General features: G+C 64.0%; 15 protein-coding genes and 1 pseudogene. 4 read left to right on the top strand and 12 right to left on the bottom strand.

The window, feature by feature from the left end:
* Positions 1 to 4: 4 nt before the first annotated feature.
* The 5 genes from fabI to M727_RS0108540 form a co-directional block, all read right to left on the bottom strand.
* A complete protein-coding gene (fabI, locus tag M727_RS0108560; protein WP_027152338.1) occupies positions 5 to 823 on the bottom strand; it encodes an enoyl-ACP reductase FabI in 819 nt (272 codons plus the stop codon).
* Between the two features lie 224 nt (positions 824 to 1047).
* Entirely contained in the window at positions 1048 to 1848 is an 801-nt protein-coding gene (locus tag M727_RS0108555; protein ID WP_198032616.1) for a DUF1194 domain-containing protein, read from the bottom strand.
* 168 nt (positions 1849 to 2016) lie between these two features.
* On the bottom strand, positions 2017 to 2766 hold the full coding sequence (locus M727_RS0108550; RefSeq protein WP_156941500.1) for a hypothetical protein: 750 nt from the start codon (positions 2764 to 2766) through the stop codon (positions 2017 to 2019).
* A gap of 348 nt (positions 2767 to 3114) precedes the next feature.
* Entirely contained in the window at positions 3115 to 4035 is a 921-nt protein-coding gene (locus M727_RS0108545; RefSeq protein WP_027152335.1) for a DnaJ C-terminal domain-containing protein, read from the bottom strand.
* Between the two features lie 97 nt (positions 4036 to 4132).
* Positions 4133 to 4609, bottom strand: coding sequence for an RT0821/Lpp0805 family surface protein (locus M727_RS0108540; RefSeq protein WP_027152334.1), 477 nt, complete (start codon positions 4607 to 4609; stop codon positions 4133 to 4135).
* A 40-nt stretch (positions 4610 to 4649) separates the two neighbouring features.
* On the opposite strand from M727_RS0108540, the gene pdxH reads away from it, so the two are divergent.
* Entirely contained in the window at positions 4650 to 5267 is a 618-nt protein-coding gene (pdxH, locus tag M727_RS0108535) for a pyridoxamine 5'-phosphate oxidase (RefSeq protein WP_027152333.1), read from the top strand.
* An 84-nt stretch (positions 5268 to 5351) separates the two neighbouring features.
* Here pdxH and M727_RS36055 read toward each other — a convergent pair.
* The 3 genes and pseudogenes from M727_RS36055 to M727_RS0108520 all read right to left on the bottom strand — a co-directional run.
* Positions 5352 to 5589: pseudogene (locus M727_RS36055) on the bottom strand (type II toxin-antitoxin system RelB/DinJ family antitoxin); the annotation flags it as partial.
* 186 nt (positions 5590 to 5775) lie between these two features.
* Positions 5776 to 6528 (bottom strand): crotonase/enoyl-CoA hydratase family protein, encoded by a 753-nt coding sequence (locus tag M727_RS0108525; RefSeq protein ID WP_027152332.1) that lies wholly within the window; start codon positions 6526 to 6528, stop codon positions 5776 to 5778.
* Positions 6529 to 6580: 52 nt separating this feature from the next.
* Positions 6581 to 8350, bottom strand: coding sequence for an acyl-CoA dehydrogenase (locus M727_RS0108520; RefSeq protein ID WP_027152331.1), 1770 nt, complete (start codon positions 8348 to 8350; stop codon positions 6581 to 6583).
* Positions 8351 to 8560: 210 nt separating this feature from the next.
* Here M727_RS0108520 and M727_RS0108515 point away from each other — a divergent pair, with 210 nt between their 5' ends.
* Positions 8561 to 8791 carry a hypothetical protein gene (locus M727_RS0108515; protein WP_027152330.1) on the top strand — a complete coding sequence of 77 codons (231 nt, stop codon included), beginning with the start codon at positions 8561 to 8563 and terminating at the stop codon, positions 8789 to 8791.
* A 169-nt stretch (positions 8792 to 8960) separates the two neighbouring features.
* Positions 8961 to 10064 carry a glycoside hydrolase family 25 protein gene (locus tag M727_RS0108510; RefSeq protein WP_051505563.1) on the top strand — a complete coding sequence of 368 codons (1104 nt, stop codon included), beginning with the start codon at positions 8961 to 8963 and terminating at the stop codon, positions 10062 to 10064.
* Positions 10065 to 10104: 40 nt separating this feature from the next.
* Here the strand turns inward: M727_RS0108510 and purD are convergent, their stop codons facing one another.
* On the bottom strand, positions 10105 to 11382 hold the full coding sequence (purD, locus tag M727_RS0108505; RefSeq protein ID WP_027152328.1) for a phosphoribosylamine--glycine ligase: 1278 nt from the start codon (positions 11380 to 11382) through the stop codon (positions 10105 to 10107).
* Positions 11383 to 11545: 163 nt separating this feature from the next.
* Between purD and ubiA the strand changes: the two genes are divergently transcribed.
* Entirely contained in the window at positions 11546 to 12529 is a 984-nt protein-coding gene (gene ubiA / locus M727_RS0108500; protein WP_027152327.1) for a 4-hydroxybenzoate octaprenyltransferase, read from the top strand.
* Positions 12530 to 12729: 200 nt separating this feature from the next.
* Here ubiA and M727_RS0108495 read toward each other — a convergent pair whose 3' ends face one another.
* The 3 genes from M727_RS0108495 to M727_RS0108485 all read right to left on the bottom strand — a co-directional run bounded on the left by M727_RS0108495 (position 12730) and on the right by M727_RS0108485 (position 15896).
* Positions 12730 to 13299: a DUF6101 family protein gene (locus M727_RS0108495; protein WP_027152326.1), complete on the bottom strand. Its 570-nt coding sequence runs from the start codon at positions 13297 to 13299 to the stop codon at positions 12730 to 12732.
* A gap of 184 nt (positions 13300 to 13483) precedes the next feature.
* The gene (locus M727_RS0108490; RefSeq protein ID WP_027152325.1) at positions 13484 to 14914 is read right to left on the bottom strand and encodes an FAD-binding oxidoreductase; all 1431 of its coding nucleotides are present in this window, start codon (positions 14912 to 14914) and stop codon (positions 13484 to 13486) included.
* 19 nt (positions 14915 to 14933) lie between these two features.
* The gene (locus tag M727_RS0108485; protein ID WP_027152324.1) at positions 14934 to 15896 is read right to left on the bottom strand and encodes an L-threonylcarbamoyladenylate synthase; all 963 of its coding nucleotides are present in this window, start codon (positions 15894 to 15896) and stop codon (positions 14934 to 14936) included.
* Positions 15897 to 15965 lie beyond the last annotated feature (69 nt).

The raw sequence follows: 15965 nt of genomic DNA, 5'->3' as shown, positions 1-15965 counted from the left end.
GGGTCTATTCCTTGACGGTCGAAATATCAGGCGCGTCGACCGCCTTCATGCCGACGACATGGTAGCCAGAATCGACATGGTGGATCTCGCCGGTGACGCCGCGTGAAAGGTTTGAAAGGAAATAGACCGCTGAATCGCCGACCTCCTCTTGCGTCACAGTCTGCTTTAGCGGCGAATTGTATTCGTTCCACTTCAAGATGTAGCGAAAATCGCCGATGCCGGAGGCTGCCAGCGTCTTGATCGGACCGGCGGAGATGGCGTTGACGCGGATTTTCTTGGCGCCGAGGTCGACGGCCAGATAGCGCACGCTGGCTTCGAGCGCCGCCTTGGCAACACCCATGACGTTGTAGTGCGGCATCACTTTTTCCGCACCGTAATAAGTCAACGTCAGCAGCGAGCCGCCATCGGTCATCAGCGCCTCGGCGCGCTTGGCGATGGTGGTGAAGGAAAACACCGAGATGTCCATCGTGCGCAGGAAATTGTCGCGCGTCGTCTCGACATAGCGGCCTGTCAGCTCGTCCTTGTCGGAAAAGGCGATGGCGTGGACGAGGAAATCGAGCTTGCCCCAACGCTTGGCGATGTCGTCGAATACCGCATCGAGCGTTGTCGGATCGGTCACATCGCAATGGCCGGCGACATGGGCGTTGAGTTCCGCCGCCAGCGGCTCGACGCGCTTCTTGAACGCCTCGCCCTGATAGGTCAGCGCGATCTCGGCGCCATGGTCGACGCAGGCCCTGGCGATGCCATAGGCGATCGACCGATTGTTCGCGACGCCAAGGACAAGCCCGCGCTTGCCGGCCATAATGCCTTGTCCACCCGCCATGTGAGCGCTCTCCGCAAGATTTGCTGCTTCGTAAAGTGGCTATCGCACAGGCACAGAGCCCCTTCAAGCGCTCAAAACGGACAGTGCCCGCCCGGCTGACCTTCCGACCTGGAGTATCGATTGCCTGGGCGAAGCGCTTGTGGCGTGCTCAAGCGAGGATTGACGAAAAGACGGCACGCCATGCCATGCAGCAGTTCTGCCAGAGTGGTTGTGCATCGAAACGGTCACTCGATCCTGAAACGAGGCGCATCTGCCGGCGCGGACGCCAACAGGTCGCGAACAAGTTTCCTCGTCATGAATTCACCGGCGTCTTTCGCATCCGAGATGTCCATGGCGAACGCTCCGGGACCGCCGATCACGCTGGAGCGGAAATATTGCGCAAGTTCCGCATCCTGCCCCAGGACCAATCCGTTGATCGTAAAACCTTGCGCCAGCGCCGCGTCTCGCGAGGATTCTGTTCCGGCCGCGAAATTGTCGGTTCCGTTGGCGCAGATGTTCATGACCGCGCGCTGCGTCGCGTGCGGCGATGACGTCAACAGGAGCGAAGCAAAGGCGATCGCCTCCGACATGTCTGTCAGACGATCGTGCATCGCCGCGGGATCAGCGTCGCCGTCGCGGTCCTGCTCCATATCGCCGCCTCCGTAATGGGTTCGGTCGATGAGCGTCACCGAAGCGAGCGCCTGAGACACGCGCGCGGCGTCCTCGGCCGAGTCGATGACGGTCCAGGGCACCAACAGGTCGAACTTGCCATCGCTTGACCATGTGAAGACGGCGAACCCGATCCGACGCCGCGGGCCGGCGGTGGCGGCGCGCAGGAAGTCGGGGTGGACGAGCGCCCTCACGAGCCCGGTTTGCTGGAGCCATTCCTCATATCGGCCGATCGAGTCCGATACGTCGATTGCTGTGACGACATTGGCGTCGGTGCCCGGCACGACCGCGTTGGCCGCTGGCGACGCGCCGCACAGGAAGACCATCAGTGGCAGGGCGAGGTGAAGGGCGCGCCAGCGGCAAGGTTTCGCCGGCATGGCAGGCTTCGGCTTCACCACCTGGTGTTCTGAACGACGCCGGAACCTGCGCGTTGGAACGGACTGAAACAGGCGCGACAGCATTGGCTCCTCCCGGAATGTTCCCGGGGGTAACGGCACGGAGCCAAACTTATTCCTCCTGTTCGCGCGGCCGTTTCAGCAATTCGGTTATGTCCGCTTCGAGAACGGCAGGGTCGGATCCAATGCCTGAAGATCCGCATCACGCCCCAGCCCGCGATAGAGGATGAACGCACAGCAACAGGCGACGGCAATCGACAGCATCTCGCCGCCGTCTTCCGCGTAGCCAACGAGCTTCGAGCCCGTCAGGAAGTGCAGCATGTCAACCACCACGGCAAAGCCCACAAGACATGCGAACAGCAGCAAAAACACCGATCCGAGGGCTTGTTGCCTCGGTCTGCTTTGCCAGAATGACCACAACAGCGGCCCCAGCAGGCCGAGCGCGACCGCCGACCAGGTGATGATTTCCCCGGTGTCGCGAGCCCGCATGCCCGGCAGCGAAACGAGGTCGAATGTCGCTGCCAGCAGCAGGCCGCCGCGCTCATGGAAACGGGTGGCGTCGTCGAGCGTCACAAAACTGAAAATCAGCGACCAGGCAAGAAACATATGCTCCCTGGTTCGAAGCCAGATGCCGAACAGAAACAGGGTGCAAAGCGCGGCCTGCCCGTAGTTGAACATCTCGGGCAGCGATCCATCCCTGCTGATGTTGAGACGCGCAGGCAGATCGTAGCGTGAAATTCCGACAGATCGAAGCGCCTCGATCGCGAAGGGAACGGTGATGACGAGGATATTCAGGCGTATTACTGTCAGCGCGAAAACCCTGCTGAACCTATCGTTTCGATACATCGCCCGGATTTCCCCGAACGCACTTTCCAAACTCGATAACGCATGACCCAGCAATCCGACGCGCTCCTTCGTTGCTCTTCGTTTGACGGACAATTTCGTTAGTCAACCAAGAGGTCCAGATTGGGGCAAAGACGTGCTCCTGGACCGCCCGTCGACGTTCAGCCCGCCCGGCTGAGTTCGGTCCGGCATGGTCTGGAAACGGGGCGGCCGCGGGTTTATTCCGCCCGCGCAAAGAAAACGCTCTCGGCGACGAGCGTCTGACCCGCCTGGCGCGAGCCGGCCATGTTCCGGGCCGGCGTTCGCCATCGAGCGATGTCGCGGAATGCGGCTGAGCCCTGCAATCGATCAAAACGGACAGGAGACAGGAGCGTTTGCGGCGTAGCGCGGCTTTGACGCGCCAAGCTAGCGTTTGCGGTTGCGCATCAACGCTTCGAGATCGCTGTCGCCACCCTCAGGCAGCATCAGCCGCACATGCGCGTAGAGATCGCCGTGACCGCCGACTTTTTCCGGCAGGCCCCTGCCCTTCAGCCGCAGGACCTTGTCAGAGCTCGACCAGGCGGGAACATTGACTGCAACCTTGCCGGTCGGCGTCTCGACCGCCACCTTGGCACCCAGCACGGCATCCGCCAGCGCAACCGGCAGGTCGGCGTGCAGGTCGCGGCCTTCGACACGGTAGCGCGGATGCCGCCGGAAGCGGATCTTGACCAGCGCATCGCCCGGTTGCCCCGGCCCTTGCTCGCCCTGTCCTTTCAGCCGGATGGTCTGGCCGTCCTCGACGTAGGCTGGAAGCTTGACGGCGACCTTGCGCCCGTCGGGAAACATCGCCGTTACCTTCTCGGCAGTCGCCGCTTCTTCGATGGTGATGTCGAGCGTCACGTTCAGGTCGGCGCCGGACGGCGCCTGCCGGCCGGCGCCCATGCCGGCGCCGCGAGAGAAGGTCTCGCCGAAAATCTGGCTGAAGATGTCGCTGCTGCCGTCGAACGGATCGCCGCTCGGACGGCCTGAGCGAAACTCGAAACGCGAGCCGCCTGGCCCTTGCTGCCGGCGAAAACCGGCGAACGGATCGGCGCCGCCGGCGGCGCCCTCGAAACCTTGAAAGCGCGGCTTGCCCTCGGCATCGATCTCGCCGCGATCGAAAGCCGCACGGTTCTTCTCGTCGCCGACGATCTCGTAAGCCTGGTTGGCCGCAGCAAACCGCTCCTTCGCCTTGGGATCCGGATTCTGGTCCGGATGATACTCCTTGGCGAGTTTGCGGTATGCCGATTTTATATCCTGGGCCGATGCGTTCTTGGCAACGCCCAGCACCTCATAGGGGTCGCGCATGCTTCCTGTCCTGGAGAAGGAGTGAGTCCACGATTGCCATCTATATGCGCTCGCATAGGAAGAAATTCCAGTAGCGCGGTCATATGATGGCGGAAAATCAGAGCGCTTTGAAGTCCTGCATCCGCCAGGCGCCGGCGCCGGCCAGGCACGCCTCGCCCTTGAACAGGGCGACGCCGTCGAAGCTTTCGCGGGAGGCGGTGAAGCGGCGGCAAAGCTGGCCGTTGTCCCTGGACTCTGCCAGTTCGGTGATCGAGCCGCGCGAACCGGTATCGGAATTGGCCCAGGGAACGGCCTGCCCGGCAAGTTCCTGGATATCGGCTGAAGACACCGCGTTGCGGATCGTCGCCTGGTCCGAGGCGCGATCCTGGTCGATCGGCAAGGCAGAGGCAGGCGTGCTGCTGGTCAGGATCGTACGGTCGACCTCCGCCTGCTCCAAACTGAAGCCGCCGGCACCGCAGGCGGCAAGCGGCAAGGCGACCAGCACAATCGCGGCGGCCTTGACCGCAGCCTGGGCCCTGGCCGAAGCAATAAGGCGCCATTGCCTGCTGTCAAAAAGTTGCGCGATGCGCGACAATCGGCAATCTCCCCGGCCGGCAATAGAATTTGGAAAAACTATGAGCGAAACTGAGTTAACAAGCGGTGACTTTGCCGAGGCTGCCGAGCCATTCCGCCTGTTTGCCGCATGGCTTGACGACGCGACGAAGAGTGAGATCAACGATCCCAACAGCGTGGCGCTGGCGACCGTCGATGCCGAAGGCATGCCGAATGTGCGGATGGTGCTGCTCAAGGGGTTCGATGAAAGCGGATTTGTGTTCTATACGAATTTCGAGAGCGCCAAAGGCCGCGAGATTCTTGGCAGCATGAAGGCGGCGATGTGCTTTCACTGGAAATCGCTGCGCCGGCAGGTGCGTGCACGGGGGCCGGTGGAGATCGTTACCGATGTGGAAGCGGACGCGTATTACGCGACGCGTCCGCGCGGCAGCCGCATCGGGGCATGGGCGTCGAAACAGTCGCGGCCGCTGGAGAGCCGTTTCGCACTGGAAAAAGCCGTTGCCGAATACACGGCGCGCCATGCAATCGGCGAGATCCCACGACCAAAACACTGGTCGGGTTTCCGCATCGTGCCGCAGACCATCGAGTTCTGGCACGACCGGCCTTTCCGGCTGCACGACCGCATTGTCTTCTCGCGCAACGCTGAGGGCAGCTGGGACAAGACAAGGCTTTATCCCTGAGCGGGTGGTCCATCAAGCGGCTTCACCAAGGGAGCCTGGGCGATACCTGCCGAACCACCTTGGCAAACCGTGCCCAGACCAGCCTCAAGACTCACCTGCCCCCGCCTTGCGAGGCGCTGCCGCCCGGCGTGCAGCAAAATGGGATTCGGCGTCGACGTCTTCAACGTCCGGCCGCGTATCCTTGAGCGCCTGCTGAACTTTTGCCCGGAACCAGGCATCATGGGCGTCACTGTTGCTGACAAGTTCGAGCGGCAAGGCGGCCCTCATTGGCGGTGCGCGTCAACAAGATACGGACGGCATCGGAAACCGTGAGCCCCATGTGCATTTGCATGACATGTGCCACGCTCTTAGTAGGCGAGTTGTTTCGGACAGATCAGCACGATAACTCATCGACATTGTCAGTGGTGGGTGGGGTCATGCTGTGGTGCCGGTGCAGGTGCCACGATCCGGGACGTTGGGACAAGCAAGCGATGATTTGGGGACGCGGCTAGGCGTTTGGTAGCGCCAGCTATCCCTTCTTCCTGGTCATGAAGGCCATCAAGGCGGCGCGGGCCTCGTCGGATTTGAGCCGCTCGCGGAAATGCTCGCTTTCCTGGCTGATGCGGTCAACGAGGTCTTCACGCGAGCCGCGCATCAGGTCGCGCGCGATCTTCAGCGCTTGCGGCGGCTTGGCCGCAACCTGCCCGGCAGCGGCAAGCACGGCGGCTTCGAGTTCGTTCTCCTCGACCACTGCGTAGATCAGTCCGGCGGCTTTCGCCCGCTCGGCCGAAAATCCTTCGCCGAGGCCAAGCAGCGCGAAAGCGCCTTGCCGGCCGAGAATCTGCGGCGCAAGCAGGCTCGAACCCGCCTCCGGGACCAGGCCGAGATCGACGAAGGGCGTGCGGAATAGTGTGCGCGGCGTGGCGACGGTCAGGTCGCAATGCAGGTTGAGCGTGGTGCCGATGCCGACCGCGATGCCGTCGACGCCGGAGATCATCGGCTTTTCCGTCCTGGCCAGCGCCATCAGGAAATCCCAGACTTCGGTGCCGCCCTCGCCGCCGGTGGCGACGACCATGAAATCGGCAAGGTCATTGCCCGACGAGAAGGCGCCTGGAACACCGAGGAAGACATGGACGCGGATCGCCGGATCGGCGTCGCCCTCGGCAAGGGCTTTGGACATTTTCGCATACATGGCCCGAGTCAAGGCGTTCTTCTTGTCCGGACGGTTCATGCGGATGATCTGGATGGCGCCCTGGCGCTCGACGAGGATATGGTCTGTCACGGGTGATCCTTTGTGAAACGCCGGGCTTTGTGAAACGTCAACCTGGTGGCTGTCAGGCAGAAATCAGTGTCTGGCCGGCGGCGGCAAGGCTGTCGGCGCCGCCGATGACACGCTCCTTCAGCGCGCTCGCCTCGCCAAGTAGGTTTTCGGCGTAAAAACGGCAAACGGCGATGCGGCTTTGGTCGGCAAGCGCGCCGCGGGCCAGATAGGCGCCGCCCGCCGCCAGCGAGATCAGCCGCAGATAAGGCGTCGCACCGGCCAGCGCCGCGTCCGAGCGGCCGTCGGCGAGCAGTCCTTGCAGGAAGCGCGTCGCCTGACTGAGGTCGTCGAGCGCCTGGTCGAGGCCATCGGCGGTGCGGCCAAAACCTTGAGAGTTCGAGGTCCGCACTTGATTGGCGACGGCTTTCAGTTCGGCGATGTAGCCATGCACATGCTCGCCGCCGCCAAGCGGCAGCTTGCGCGCCACCAGGTCTATCGCCTGGATGCCATTGGTGCCTTCGTAGATCGGCGCGATGCGCGCGTCGCGATAAAGGGCTGCCGCACCCGTCTCCTCGATGTATCCCATGCCGCCATGAACCTGCAGCCCGAGCGAGGCGACCTCGACGCCGACATCGGTGGAAAAGGCCTTGGCCAGCGGCGTCAGCAGATTGGCGCGCTCCTGCCAATGGATGGCTTCATCGCCGACGGATACGCGCGCATGGTCGATGGCATGCGCGCAGCAATAGCTGATCGTGCGCGCAATCTGGGTCAGCGCCTTCATGGTCAGAAGATTGCGCTGCACGTCGGGGTGATGGACGATCGGCGCCATGCCGTTGCCATCATAGCTCGCGGCCTTGCCTTGCCGGCGGTCATTGGCGTAGGCGAGCGCCTTCTGCGTGGCAGTTTCGGCGACCGCAACGCCCTGCATGCCGACGGCGAGCCGCGCATTGTTCATCATGGTGAACATGCAGGCGAGGCCCTTGTTTTCCTCGCCGACGAGCCAGCCGATCGCCCCGGGGGCGGTCCCTTCGAAACCGTCGCCATAGATCATGGTGCAGGTCGGCGAGGCGTGGATGCCCAGTTTGTGCTCCAGCCCGGAGCAGAAGACGTCGTTGCGTGCGCCAAGCGCGCCATCGTCGCCGACCAGGAATTTCGGCACCAGGAACAGCGAAAGGCCGCGCGTGCCGGCCGGCGCGTCCGGCAGCCGCGCCAGCACCAGATGGATGATGTTGTCGGTGAAATCGTGCTCGCCATAGGTGATGAAAATCTTCTGGCCGAAGATGCGGTAGGTGCCGTCGCCGGCCGGCTCGGCGCGGGCGCGCAAGGCATTCAGATCCGAGCCCGCCTGCGGCTCGGTCAGGTTCATCGTGCCCATCCATTCGCCTGAGACGAGCTTTTCCAGGTATTTGGCCCTCAGCGCCGGTGAGGCATGCTTGTCGAGCGCTTCGACCGCGCCCATGGTCAGCGTCGGGCCGATGCCGAAGGCCATGGCGGCGGAGTTCCACATTTCGAGCGCGGCGACGCCCAGCATGGTCGGCAGCGCCTGGCCGCCGAACTCCTCCGGCGCTGACAGCGCGTTCCAGCCGCCGTCGATCCAGCGGCGATAAAGTTCCTTCCAGCCGGGCGGCATGGTGACGGCAGCGCCGCTCAGCACCGCGCCTTGTTCATCGCCGATCTTGTAGAGCGGCGCGACCTCTTCGCTGGCAAAGCGGCCGGCTTCCGCCAGAATGGCGTCGACAAGGTCTTCGCCAAGGTCGCCAAAGGTGCCGGCGTCAAGCGCCGGCTTCAGGCCCGCCACATGCTTCAGCGTGAAGGCGATTTCTTCGACTGGTGTCCGGTACATGCCGCTCGCTCCTCCTCTGTCCGGCAGGTCAACTTAAGATCCGTGCCGACACAAGACCATCCGCTTTTGGGTCGCCTCCCCCGCCTTCTTTTTACGTAAACGTCAAATTTTGTCACGCAGATTTTGCAATTGGAACTGTTCACGCTAAAATCGGCAAAAAGCCGGACAAGTCGACCGGCTACAGCTCAAGAATACCGGATCGGACCGCCCGTGCTCGCCAAACCTGACGCTTATCGCTGCATCGAATGCGGCCTGCCCTATCGAGCGGCAGTTTTTTGGCACCATCGGGGCAAGATCGAGGACGGCGCCGCCTATTGGTCGGATCGCGGCATCCTGTGTTCGCCGCAATGCTCGCTGGCCCATCACCGCAAGCGCCAGGCTGAGGGGACGCTGCCGCAAGCGCCGGCGCCCGACCCGTTCCACCCGCTCGCCCTCCGTTGATGACCAGCAAAGCCATCCCCGGCACGATTGCGGCGGTCGCCGCGGGACGCCGAAAGTATTTCCTTAACCATGGCGGTTCAGGATCACGCTTTGGCCAGCAAGGATCTGCTGTTTGAAGCCGCCGGCGCACCCTCTTCGCCGCTCAGGACTCCTCGCCGTCGCGACCGCGATGGCAATGGCGTCGGCGCCGGCACAAGCCTCGGACTTCTCCGCGCCCTGGAAGAATGCCGACCGGGCGCTGGTGATCGACGCCTACGAATACAATCCCATCGATTGGACCGAGCTTGCCACCGACAAGCGCATCGTCGGCTTCATCAACAAGGCGTCCGACGGGATGCCGCCAGCGTATTTCTGTTTCGGCGACGAGACCGCGACGCGGCTCTGCAAGGCGCTGTGGAAGCGCCATGCGGTGGCACAGGAACTGTTCCAGACACGCAAGGTGGTGGCCAAGGCGCTCGGCTTGAAATGGGGCGCTTATCACCTCGCGCGACCCGGCAACCCCGTCGGACAGGCCAATAATTTCATCAATTTCGCGAAACCTGGCCCGGATGACCTGCTCGCCCTCGACATCGAGGATGACGATCCGACGAAATGGATGTCGCTCGAGGATGCAGAGGAGTTCGTGCGCCATGTGCATCGGCGGATTGGCCGTTTTCCGGTGCTCTACACCAACGGCAAGACCGCCAAGCACATCGCCGACAACAGGTACAAATACCGGCTGCTGTCGCGGCTGCCGCTCTGGTATGCGCGCTACAAGCCCGACATCGGCGTGCATTTTCCGATGGGCAACTGGCAAGGCTACGCACTCTGGCAGTTTTCGGCAAAAGCCAATTGCGGCCGGTTCCGCTGCCCCTACCGGGTGGCTGGCACGCCGAACGACATCGACGTCAATGTCGCACCGATGGATGCCGCCGCCTTGCGCGCGCAATGGCCGTTCGGCGGCCTGATCGATGCGCAGCCGGATTACCTCGCCTCGATACCGCTGCCTCTCTCGCGGGCGGCCGGCCTTGCGGGCAATGTCACCCTTACCTATGCGACCGTCGCGCCGCCGCCGAGCTTCACCGAAATGGTCGCCATGTTCAGTGCGGGCTGGTCCAAGTTCCGCGGCAGCTTGCAAATGCCTGCCGTAGGGACAGCGCTGCGTCTTCCGCGCCGGATCGCCGACTATCTGGGGTGGCTGCGAAAGGAAAAACCCTCCGCATCGGCCGTTGAAGCCGCGCCTACCGATCCGGTCAGCACTGCGTCGACCGAGTTGGATCGTCGCCCCCGCTGATCTTGCCCCCCGCTAATCTTGCCCCCGCTAATCTTGTACGTCAGCGCGCCTGCTCGCGGGCCACGGCCTGCCAGCCGATGTCGCGGCGGCAAAAACCTTGCGGCCAATCGATCCGGTCGAGCGCCGCGTAGGCTCGACGCTGCGCCTCGCCGACCGTGCCGCCGGTCGCCGTGACACCGAGCACACGGCCGCCATTGGCGATCAGCGCGCCGCTGTCGATGGCGGTGCCGGCATGAAAGATCTCGACGCCTTCGCCCGCGGCCTGTTCGACGCCGCGGATGACCGAGCCCTTTTCCGGGGTGCCGGGGTAACCCCTTGCCGCCATCACCACGGTGAGCGCCGCCTCGTCTCGCCAGCGCACTGAGGTGTGCGCAAGCTGGCCGTCGGCGGCAGCGTTGAGCAGGACCAGGAGATCGTCCTTCAGCCGCATCATCAGCACCTGGCATTCCGGGTCGCCGAAACGGGTGTTGTATTCGATCAGCTTCGGCCCCTCGCCTGATATCATCAGCCCGGCAAACAGCACGCCCGAAAACGGCGCGCCGAGTTCGGCCATGCCGCGCATGGTCGGCTCGACGATCTCGCGCATGGTGCGGTCGATCATCTCCGGCGTCATCACCGGGGCCGGCGAATAGGCCCCCATGCCGCCGGTGTTCGGGCCGACGTCGCCGTCACTGAGGCGCTTGTGGTCCTGCGCGGTGCCGAACGGCAGCGCAGTGACACCGTCGCACAGGCAAAAGAAGCTCGCCTCCTCGCCGGTGAGAAACTCCTCGACCACCACCTCCGCGCCGGCCTGTCCGAAGGATCCGTCGAAGCAGGCATCGAGTGCTGCCAGCGCCTCGGCCAAATTCATGGCGACGGTGACGCCCTTGCCGGCTGCGAGGCCGTCGGCCTTGATGACGATCGGCGCGCCCATCTTTTCGACATAGGCCCTGGCCGACGCCAGGTCGCCGAAACGGCCATAGGCGGCGGTCGGGATGTCGTATTTCGCGCAAAGATCCTTGGTGAAACCCTTCGAGCCTTCCAGCCGCGCCGCCGCCCTGGACGGGCCGAAGACGCGAATGTTTTCAGCGCGGAGGTCGTCTGCAATGCCGGCGACCAGCGGCCCTTCCGGCCCGACCACGACGAGGTCGACCTTCTTCTCCGTGCAGAACCGGACCACCGCCGCATGATCGGCAATGTCGAGCGTCACCAGTTCGGCTTCGCGGCCGATGCCAGGGTTGCCGGGCGCCGCGTAAAGCTTGTTCAGCAGCGGCGAGGCCGCGATCTTCCAGGCCAAGGCATGTTCGCGGCCGCCGGAGCCGATCAACAATACGCGCATGCCCAGATTCCCTTGCCATTCCACGATCAGGACTGCGCTATTGCGCCCCGTACGATGGGTCAAGACATTTGGAAGACTTTGAGCGCAATTCCACACGGGAACGGGGAATGGTTCGGCCCGCTTGACGCTTGACGCCGTTCGCCGCTGCTGCCACTTCAGCACGATGGAACCCATCCAGTCGAAAGCAGCCCAGGGCCGCGTCGCCGATGCGCCGAGCGGCCACTGGGTCTACCGCATCCTGCCACGCTGGCTTTGGCCCTATGCGCAGCTTGCCCGGTGGGACCGGCCGATCGGCTGGCAGTTGCTGCTGTGGCCGTGCTGGTGGTCGGCAGCCCTTGCCGCGAGTGCCCATCCACGCCCTACTGATCCCCTGCTCTCGCTGCTGCCGGCGCCATGGTATCTCGTGCTGTTCCTGATCGGCGCCGTCGCCATGCGCGGCGCCGGCTGCACCTACAACGACCTGGTCGACCAGGACATCGACAACCAGGTGGAACGCACGCGCTCGCGGCCGCTGCCAGCGGGAAAGGTCATGCGCCGGCAGGCTTGGGCGTTCCTCGCGATCCAGGCACTGGTTGGACTCGCTGTGCTTCTGCAGTTCAACAGCTTTGCCGTCCTGCTCGGCATCGGTTCGCTCGCCGTCGTCGCCATCTACCCGTTCATGAAGCGATTTACCAATTGGCCGCAACTGGTTCTCGGCCTTGCCTTTTCCTGGGGTGCGCTGATGGGATGGGCGGTCGAATTCGGCAATCTCGATGGCCCGGCCGTCATGCTCTATATCGGCTCGATCCTGTGGGTGATCGGCTACGACACGATCTATGCGCATCAGGACAAGGAAGACGACGCCATCGTCGGCGTGCGCTCGACCGCACGCCTGTTCGGCGACAACACCAAGACCTGGCTCGTCGGGTTTTATGGCGGAGCGCTGGTCTGCTTCGCCATCGCCTTCGCGGCAGCGCAGGCGCCAGTGCCGGCGCTGGCCGGGCTGGTCGCCGCCGGCGCCCATATGGCGCGGCAGATCACCGTGCTCGACATCGACGATCCCGACCAGTGCATGCTTCTGTTCAGGTCGAACAACCAGGTCGGCTGGCTGGTCTTCCTCGGCCTGATCGGCGGTGCGTTGTGGGTGGCGCTGAAGCCACTGGTGTAGCGGCTTTTTTCCTTCTCCCCTTGTGGGGCCCGAAGGGCGGGCGAGGCCCGTGACTCGCCCCGGGCGGTGGATCGGCGCGTAGCGCCGAGACGGTTGAGGGGTGTTGGAACAAATGAGGCGTTCGCGTTTCCTGGAACACCCCTCATCCGGCCGCTTCGCGGCCACCTTCTCCCACAAGGGGAGAAGGGAAAGCGCTCGCTCTATTCGTCGCGCGAAATAATTTCCTGGCCGCCTATCACCAGCCTGAGGCCGAGGGCGCCGGCCCTGCGGCGGGCGAGGAAGCGCGGACGACGCGTGGTCGAAGGCCGACCCCTGCGGCGGTCCTGCGCGGGCAATGTCTTGATGGCGGCGCCAAGCGATTCCTCCAGCGTGCGGGCGATGCCGTCGGATTCGATCAGAAGCATCGGCAGACGGTAAGCATCGGCCCAGGCGCGCCAGTCGGCGGCGACATCCTCGAGATCGTCGGCCACCAGCAGCGGCACCGACAGCATCGGATCATTGTGCAGAAGCTCCAGCGTCACCGTGACATTGCCGTCCGGATCCTCCATTGCGCGGGCTGCCACCCCACGAAACGCATTGGCGGGCAGAGCGATGAACGCCCGCAGGCCGCTCATCTCCAGCTCGCGGCGAATGACGGCGCCACGATGGTCGATGGTGAAGGTAACGTCGCCATAGTCGTCGCGCGTCGCGTAGCTCACCACCTGCGGCAGGCGGAGTGGGTCGAGGCGCATATTGCGCCCAGCCCAGACTGGCTTCAGTCCAGTGTTCATATCGTGCCTTTCCTGTCTCTCCTGAGAGCCGGTCTTCCGGTTCTCCGGGCCGGTTTTTCCAGCCTCGTTGTGGGGAAACATTAGCGCGGGCTTCTTATCGCAGCGCTTAAGAAAGTCGGTTAAATTTTGCTGATCTCGAGGGGATGGTTATCGGAATGCAACCATTCACAAGACGGCGAAAGGATCAGATAATCTTACCGGGATTCATGATGCCGGCCGGGTCGAAGGCCGTCTTCACCCTGCGCATCAGTTCGATCGCCATCGGCGGCGCTGTCGCGATCAATTCATCCCGCTTCAGCTGGCCAATGCCGTGCTCGGCCGAGATCGAGCCGTGAAGGCTGCGCACCACATCGTGCACGGCCTTGTTCATGGCGTGATAGAGCCCGAGAAATGCTTCGTCATCGCCGCCGATCGGCCGGGAGATGTTGTAGTGGAGATTGCCGTCGCCCATGTGGCCGAAACACACCTCGCGCGCACCGGGGCTGACTGATTGAACGGCGCCGGCCGCCTCTTCGATGAATTGCGGGATGGCCGCCACCGGCACAGAGATGTCGTGCTTGATCGAGGCGCCTTCGGGCTTCTGCGCCTCGGGCAGCAGCTCGCGGAAATTCCAGAAGGCATCGCCCTGCGCGATGCTCGCCGCAATCACCGCATCGCCGACGATCTCCTGCTCGAGGCCGGCTGAGAGCACCTCCTCGATCAGGGCCCTGGCATCCTCCGCCGAGCGACCCGAAGAGATCTGCATCAGCACATACCATGGCCAATCGCCGGACAGCGGCCGCACGACGCCTGGCGCGTGCAGAAGCGTAAAATCGTAAGGCCTCTGGCCGATCAGCTCGAAAGCAGTGAGTGCGGCACCGGCGCGATCCATCCCCAGGCTGAACAGGGACAGTGCCACCTCAGGTGACGACAGGCCGGCAAAGGCCACCTCGCGCCCCTTGGGCTTGGGGAAAAGCTTGAGCACGGCGGCGGTGATGACGCCGAGCGTGCCTTCCGCACCGATGAACAGGTTCTTCAGATCGTAACCGGTGTTGTCCTTCTTCAGCTTGCGCAGATCGTCGAACACCTCGCCGGTCGGCAGCACCACTTCGACGCCGAGGCACAGCTCACGCGCATTGCCATAAGCGAGAACGCCGGTGCCGCCGGCATTGGAAGAGAGATTGCCGCCGATCTGGCAGGAGCCTTGCGCGGCAAGCGACAGCGGAAACAGCCGGTCGGCGGCATCGGCCGCTTCCTGCAGCGTCTGCAGGATGACTCCGGCCTCGACGGTGACCGTGTTGGACAGGACGTCGATCTCGCGGATGCGGTTCAGCCGCGACAGCGACAGCACGATCTGGCAGCCGGACGTGTCCGGCACCTGCGCGCCGACTAGCCCGGTGTTGCCGCTTTGCGGCACGACCGGCGTTCCCGTCTCGGTTGCCAGCTGCATGATGCGGCTGACCTCGTCGACGCTGCCGGGCCTCAGCACCAGCGCCGTCCGGCCATGCCACAGACCGCGTCTCTCCGTGAGGTAAGGCGCGATATCCTGCTGGTCGCGAAGCGCATATTTGTCGCCGACGATTGCCGCAAAGCGGTCGATGAGGGCTGGGTCGATATGCCTTGAGATATCGTTCATGGATGGGAAACTATGGTGCTCAATCGATCTTGTCACGAGGGGCGGCGGCGCGCGAAAGCCGGTCGTTGATCGCCTCGCCCAGCCCATCGGAGGGGATCGGCTCGACGGCGATTGTCTTGGCGCCGCTGCGATCGAGATCCTGCATATGGGCAAAGAGGTTGGCCGCGGCCTCGCGCAGGTCGCCGGTCTCTGACAGGTTGCGCAAGGCGGCTGCGCCTTGCCAGCCTTCGGCGCGGCGCGGGCCGAACGCCAGCAAGGCTTCGCCGTTTGCGACTTTTGCGGCGTTGATCCGCACTGCAGCACCCGGCGCGTAATGCGAGGCGAGCATGCCCGGCGCCTCGATGCCCGCCGCGCCGCGCAGCAGCTTCATGCCGGCGGCCGCTTCGATCTCTTCGGCGGCAATGCCGCCCGGCCGCAGCAGCCGCAGTGTTCCGTCCTCTATCTTCACGATTGTCGATTCGACCCCGACCGACGTCGCGCCGCCATCGATCACCAGCTTGATTTTTGGACCGAGATCGGCGGCCACTGCCTCGGCCGTCGTCGCGCTGATCCTGCCTGAGGAATTGGCGCTGGGCGCTGCAAGCGGGCGTCCGAGCCTGGCGATCAGCTGGCCGCCAAAGCCTTTCGGCATGCGCAGCGCGATCGTATCGAGCCCGGCGCTGACCAGCGGATGAATGCCGTTGCCGGGCCGTTGCGGCAGCACCAGCGTCAGTGGTCCCGGCCAGAATGTCTGCGCCAGCCTTTTCGACACGGGATCGAACAGCGCGATGCGCTCAGCCATCGCCAGATCGGCGACATGGGCGATCAGCGGATTAAAGCGCGGCCGGCCCTTGACCTCGAAGATGCGCGCCACGCCAACGCCATTGGTGGCATCGGCGGCCAGCCCGTAGACGGTTTCGGTCGGAATGGCGACGACATCGCCGCCTTCGAGCAGCGCCAGCGCCCGCTCCATCGCCTCGCCGGCGGCAAGTATCTCAGCCACTCTCATCACCTCACAGATGTGGGTGCGTAATACGGTGACGTTCACGGGGCAAGTCCGGGCGGAAGCGAA

Source organism: Mesorhizobium sp. WSM2561, from assembly GCF_000513915.1.
Classification (GTDB): domain Bacteria; phylum Pseudomonadota; class Alphaproteobacteria; order Rhizobiales; family Rhizobiaceae; genus Mesorhizobium; species Mesorhizobium muleiense.
Note: the sequence above shows the minus strand (reverse complement) of the source record. Positions and strands in the feature narration are given on the sequence as shown.

Coding starts and splice junctions, on each gene's coding strand:
- fabI (WP_027152338.1), bottom strand. CDS start 823: ATGGCGGGTGGACAAGGCATTATGGCCGGCAAGCGCGGGCTTGTCCTT.
- M727_RS0108555 (WP_198032616.1), bottom strand. CDS start 1,848: ATGCCGGCGAAACCTTGCCGCTGGCGCGCCCTTCACCTCGCCCTGCCA.
- M727_RS0108545 (WP_027152335.1), bottom strand. CDS start 4,035: ATGCGCGACCCCTATGAGGTGCTGGGCGTTGCCAAGAACGCATCGGCC.
- pdxH (WP_027152333.1), top strand. CDS start 4,650: ATGAGCGAAACTGAGTTAACAAGCGGTGACTTTGCCGAGGCTGCCGAG.
- M727_RS0108520 (WP_027152331.1), bottom strand. CDS start 8,350: ATGTACCGGACACCAGTCGAAGAAATCGCCTTCACGCTGAAGCATGTG.
- M727_RS0108510 (WP_051505563.1), top strand. CDS start 8,961: ATGGCAATGGCGTCGGCGCCGGCACAAGCCTCGGACTTCTCCGCGCCC.
- purD (WP_027152328.1), bottom strand. CDS start 11,382: ATGCGCGTATTGTTGATCGGCTCCGGCGGCCGCGAACATGCCTTGGCC.
- ubiA (WP_027152327.1), top strand. CDS start 11,546: ATGGAACCCATCCAGTCGAAAGCAGCCCAGGGCCGCGTCGCCGATGCG.
- M727_RS0108495 (WP_027152326.1), bottom strand. CDS start 13,299: ATGAACACTGGACTGAAGCCAGTCTGGGCTGGGCGCAATATGCGCCTC.
- M727_RS0108490 (WP_027152325.1), bottom strand. CDS start 14,914: ATGAACGATATCTCAAGGCATATCGACCCAGCCCTCATCGACCGCTTT.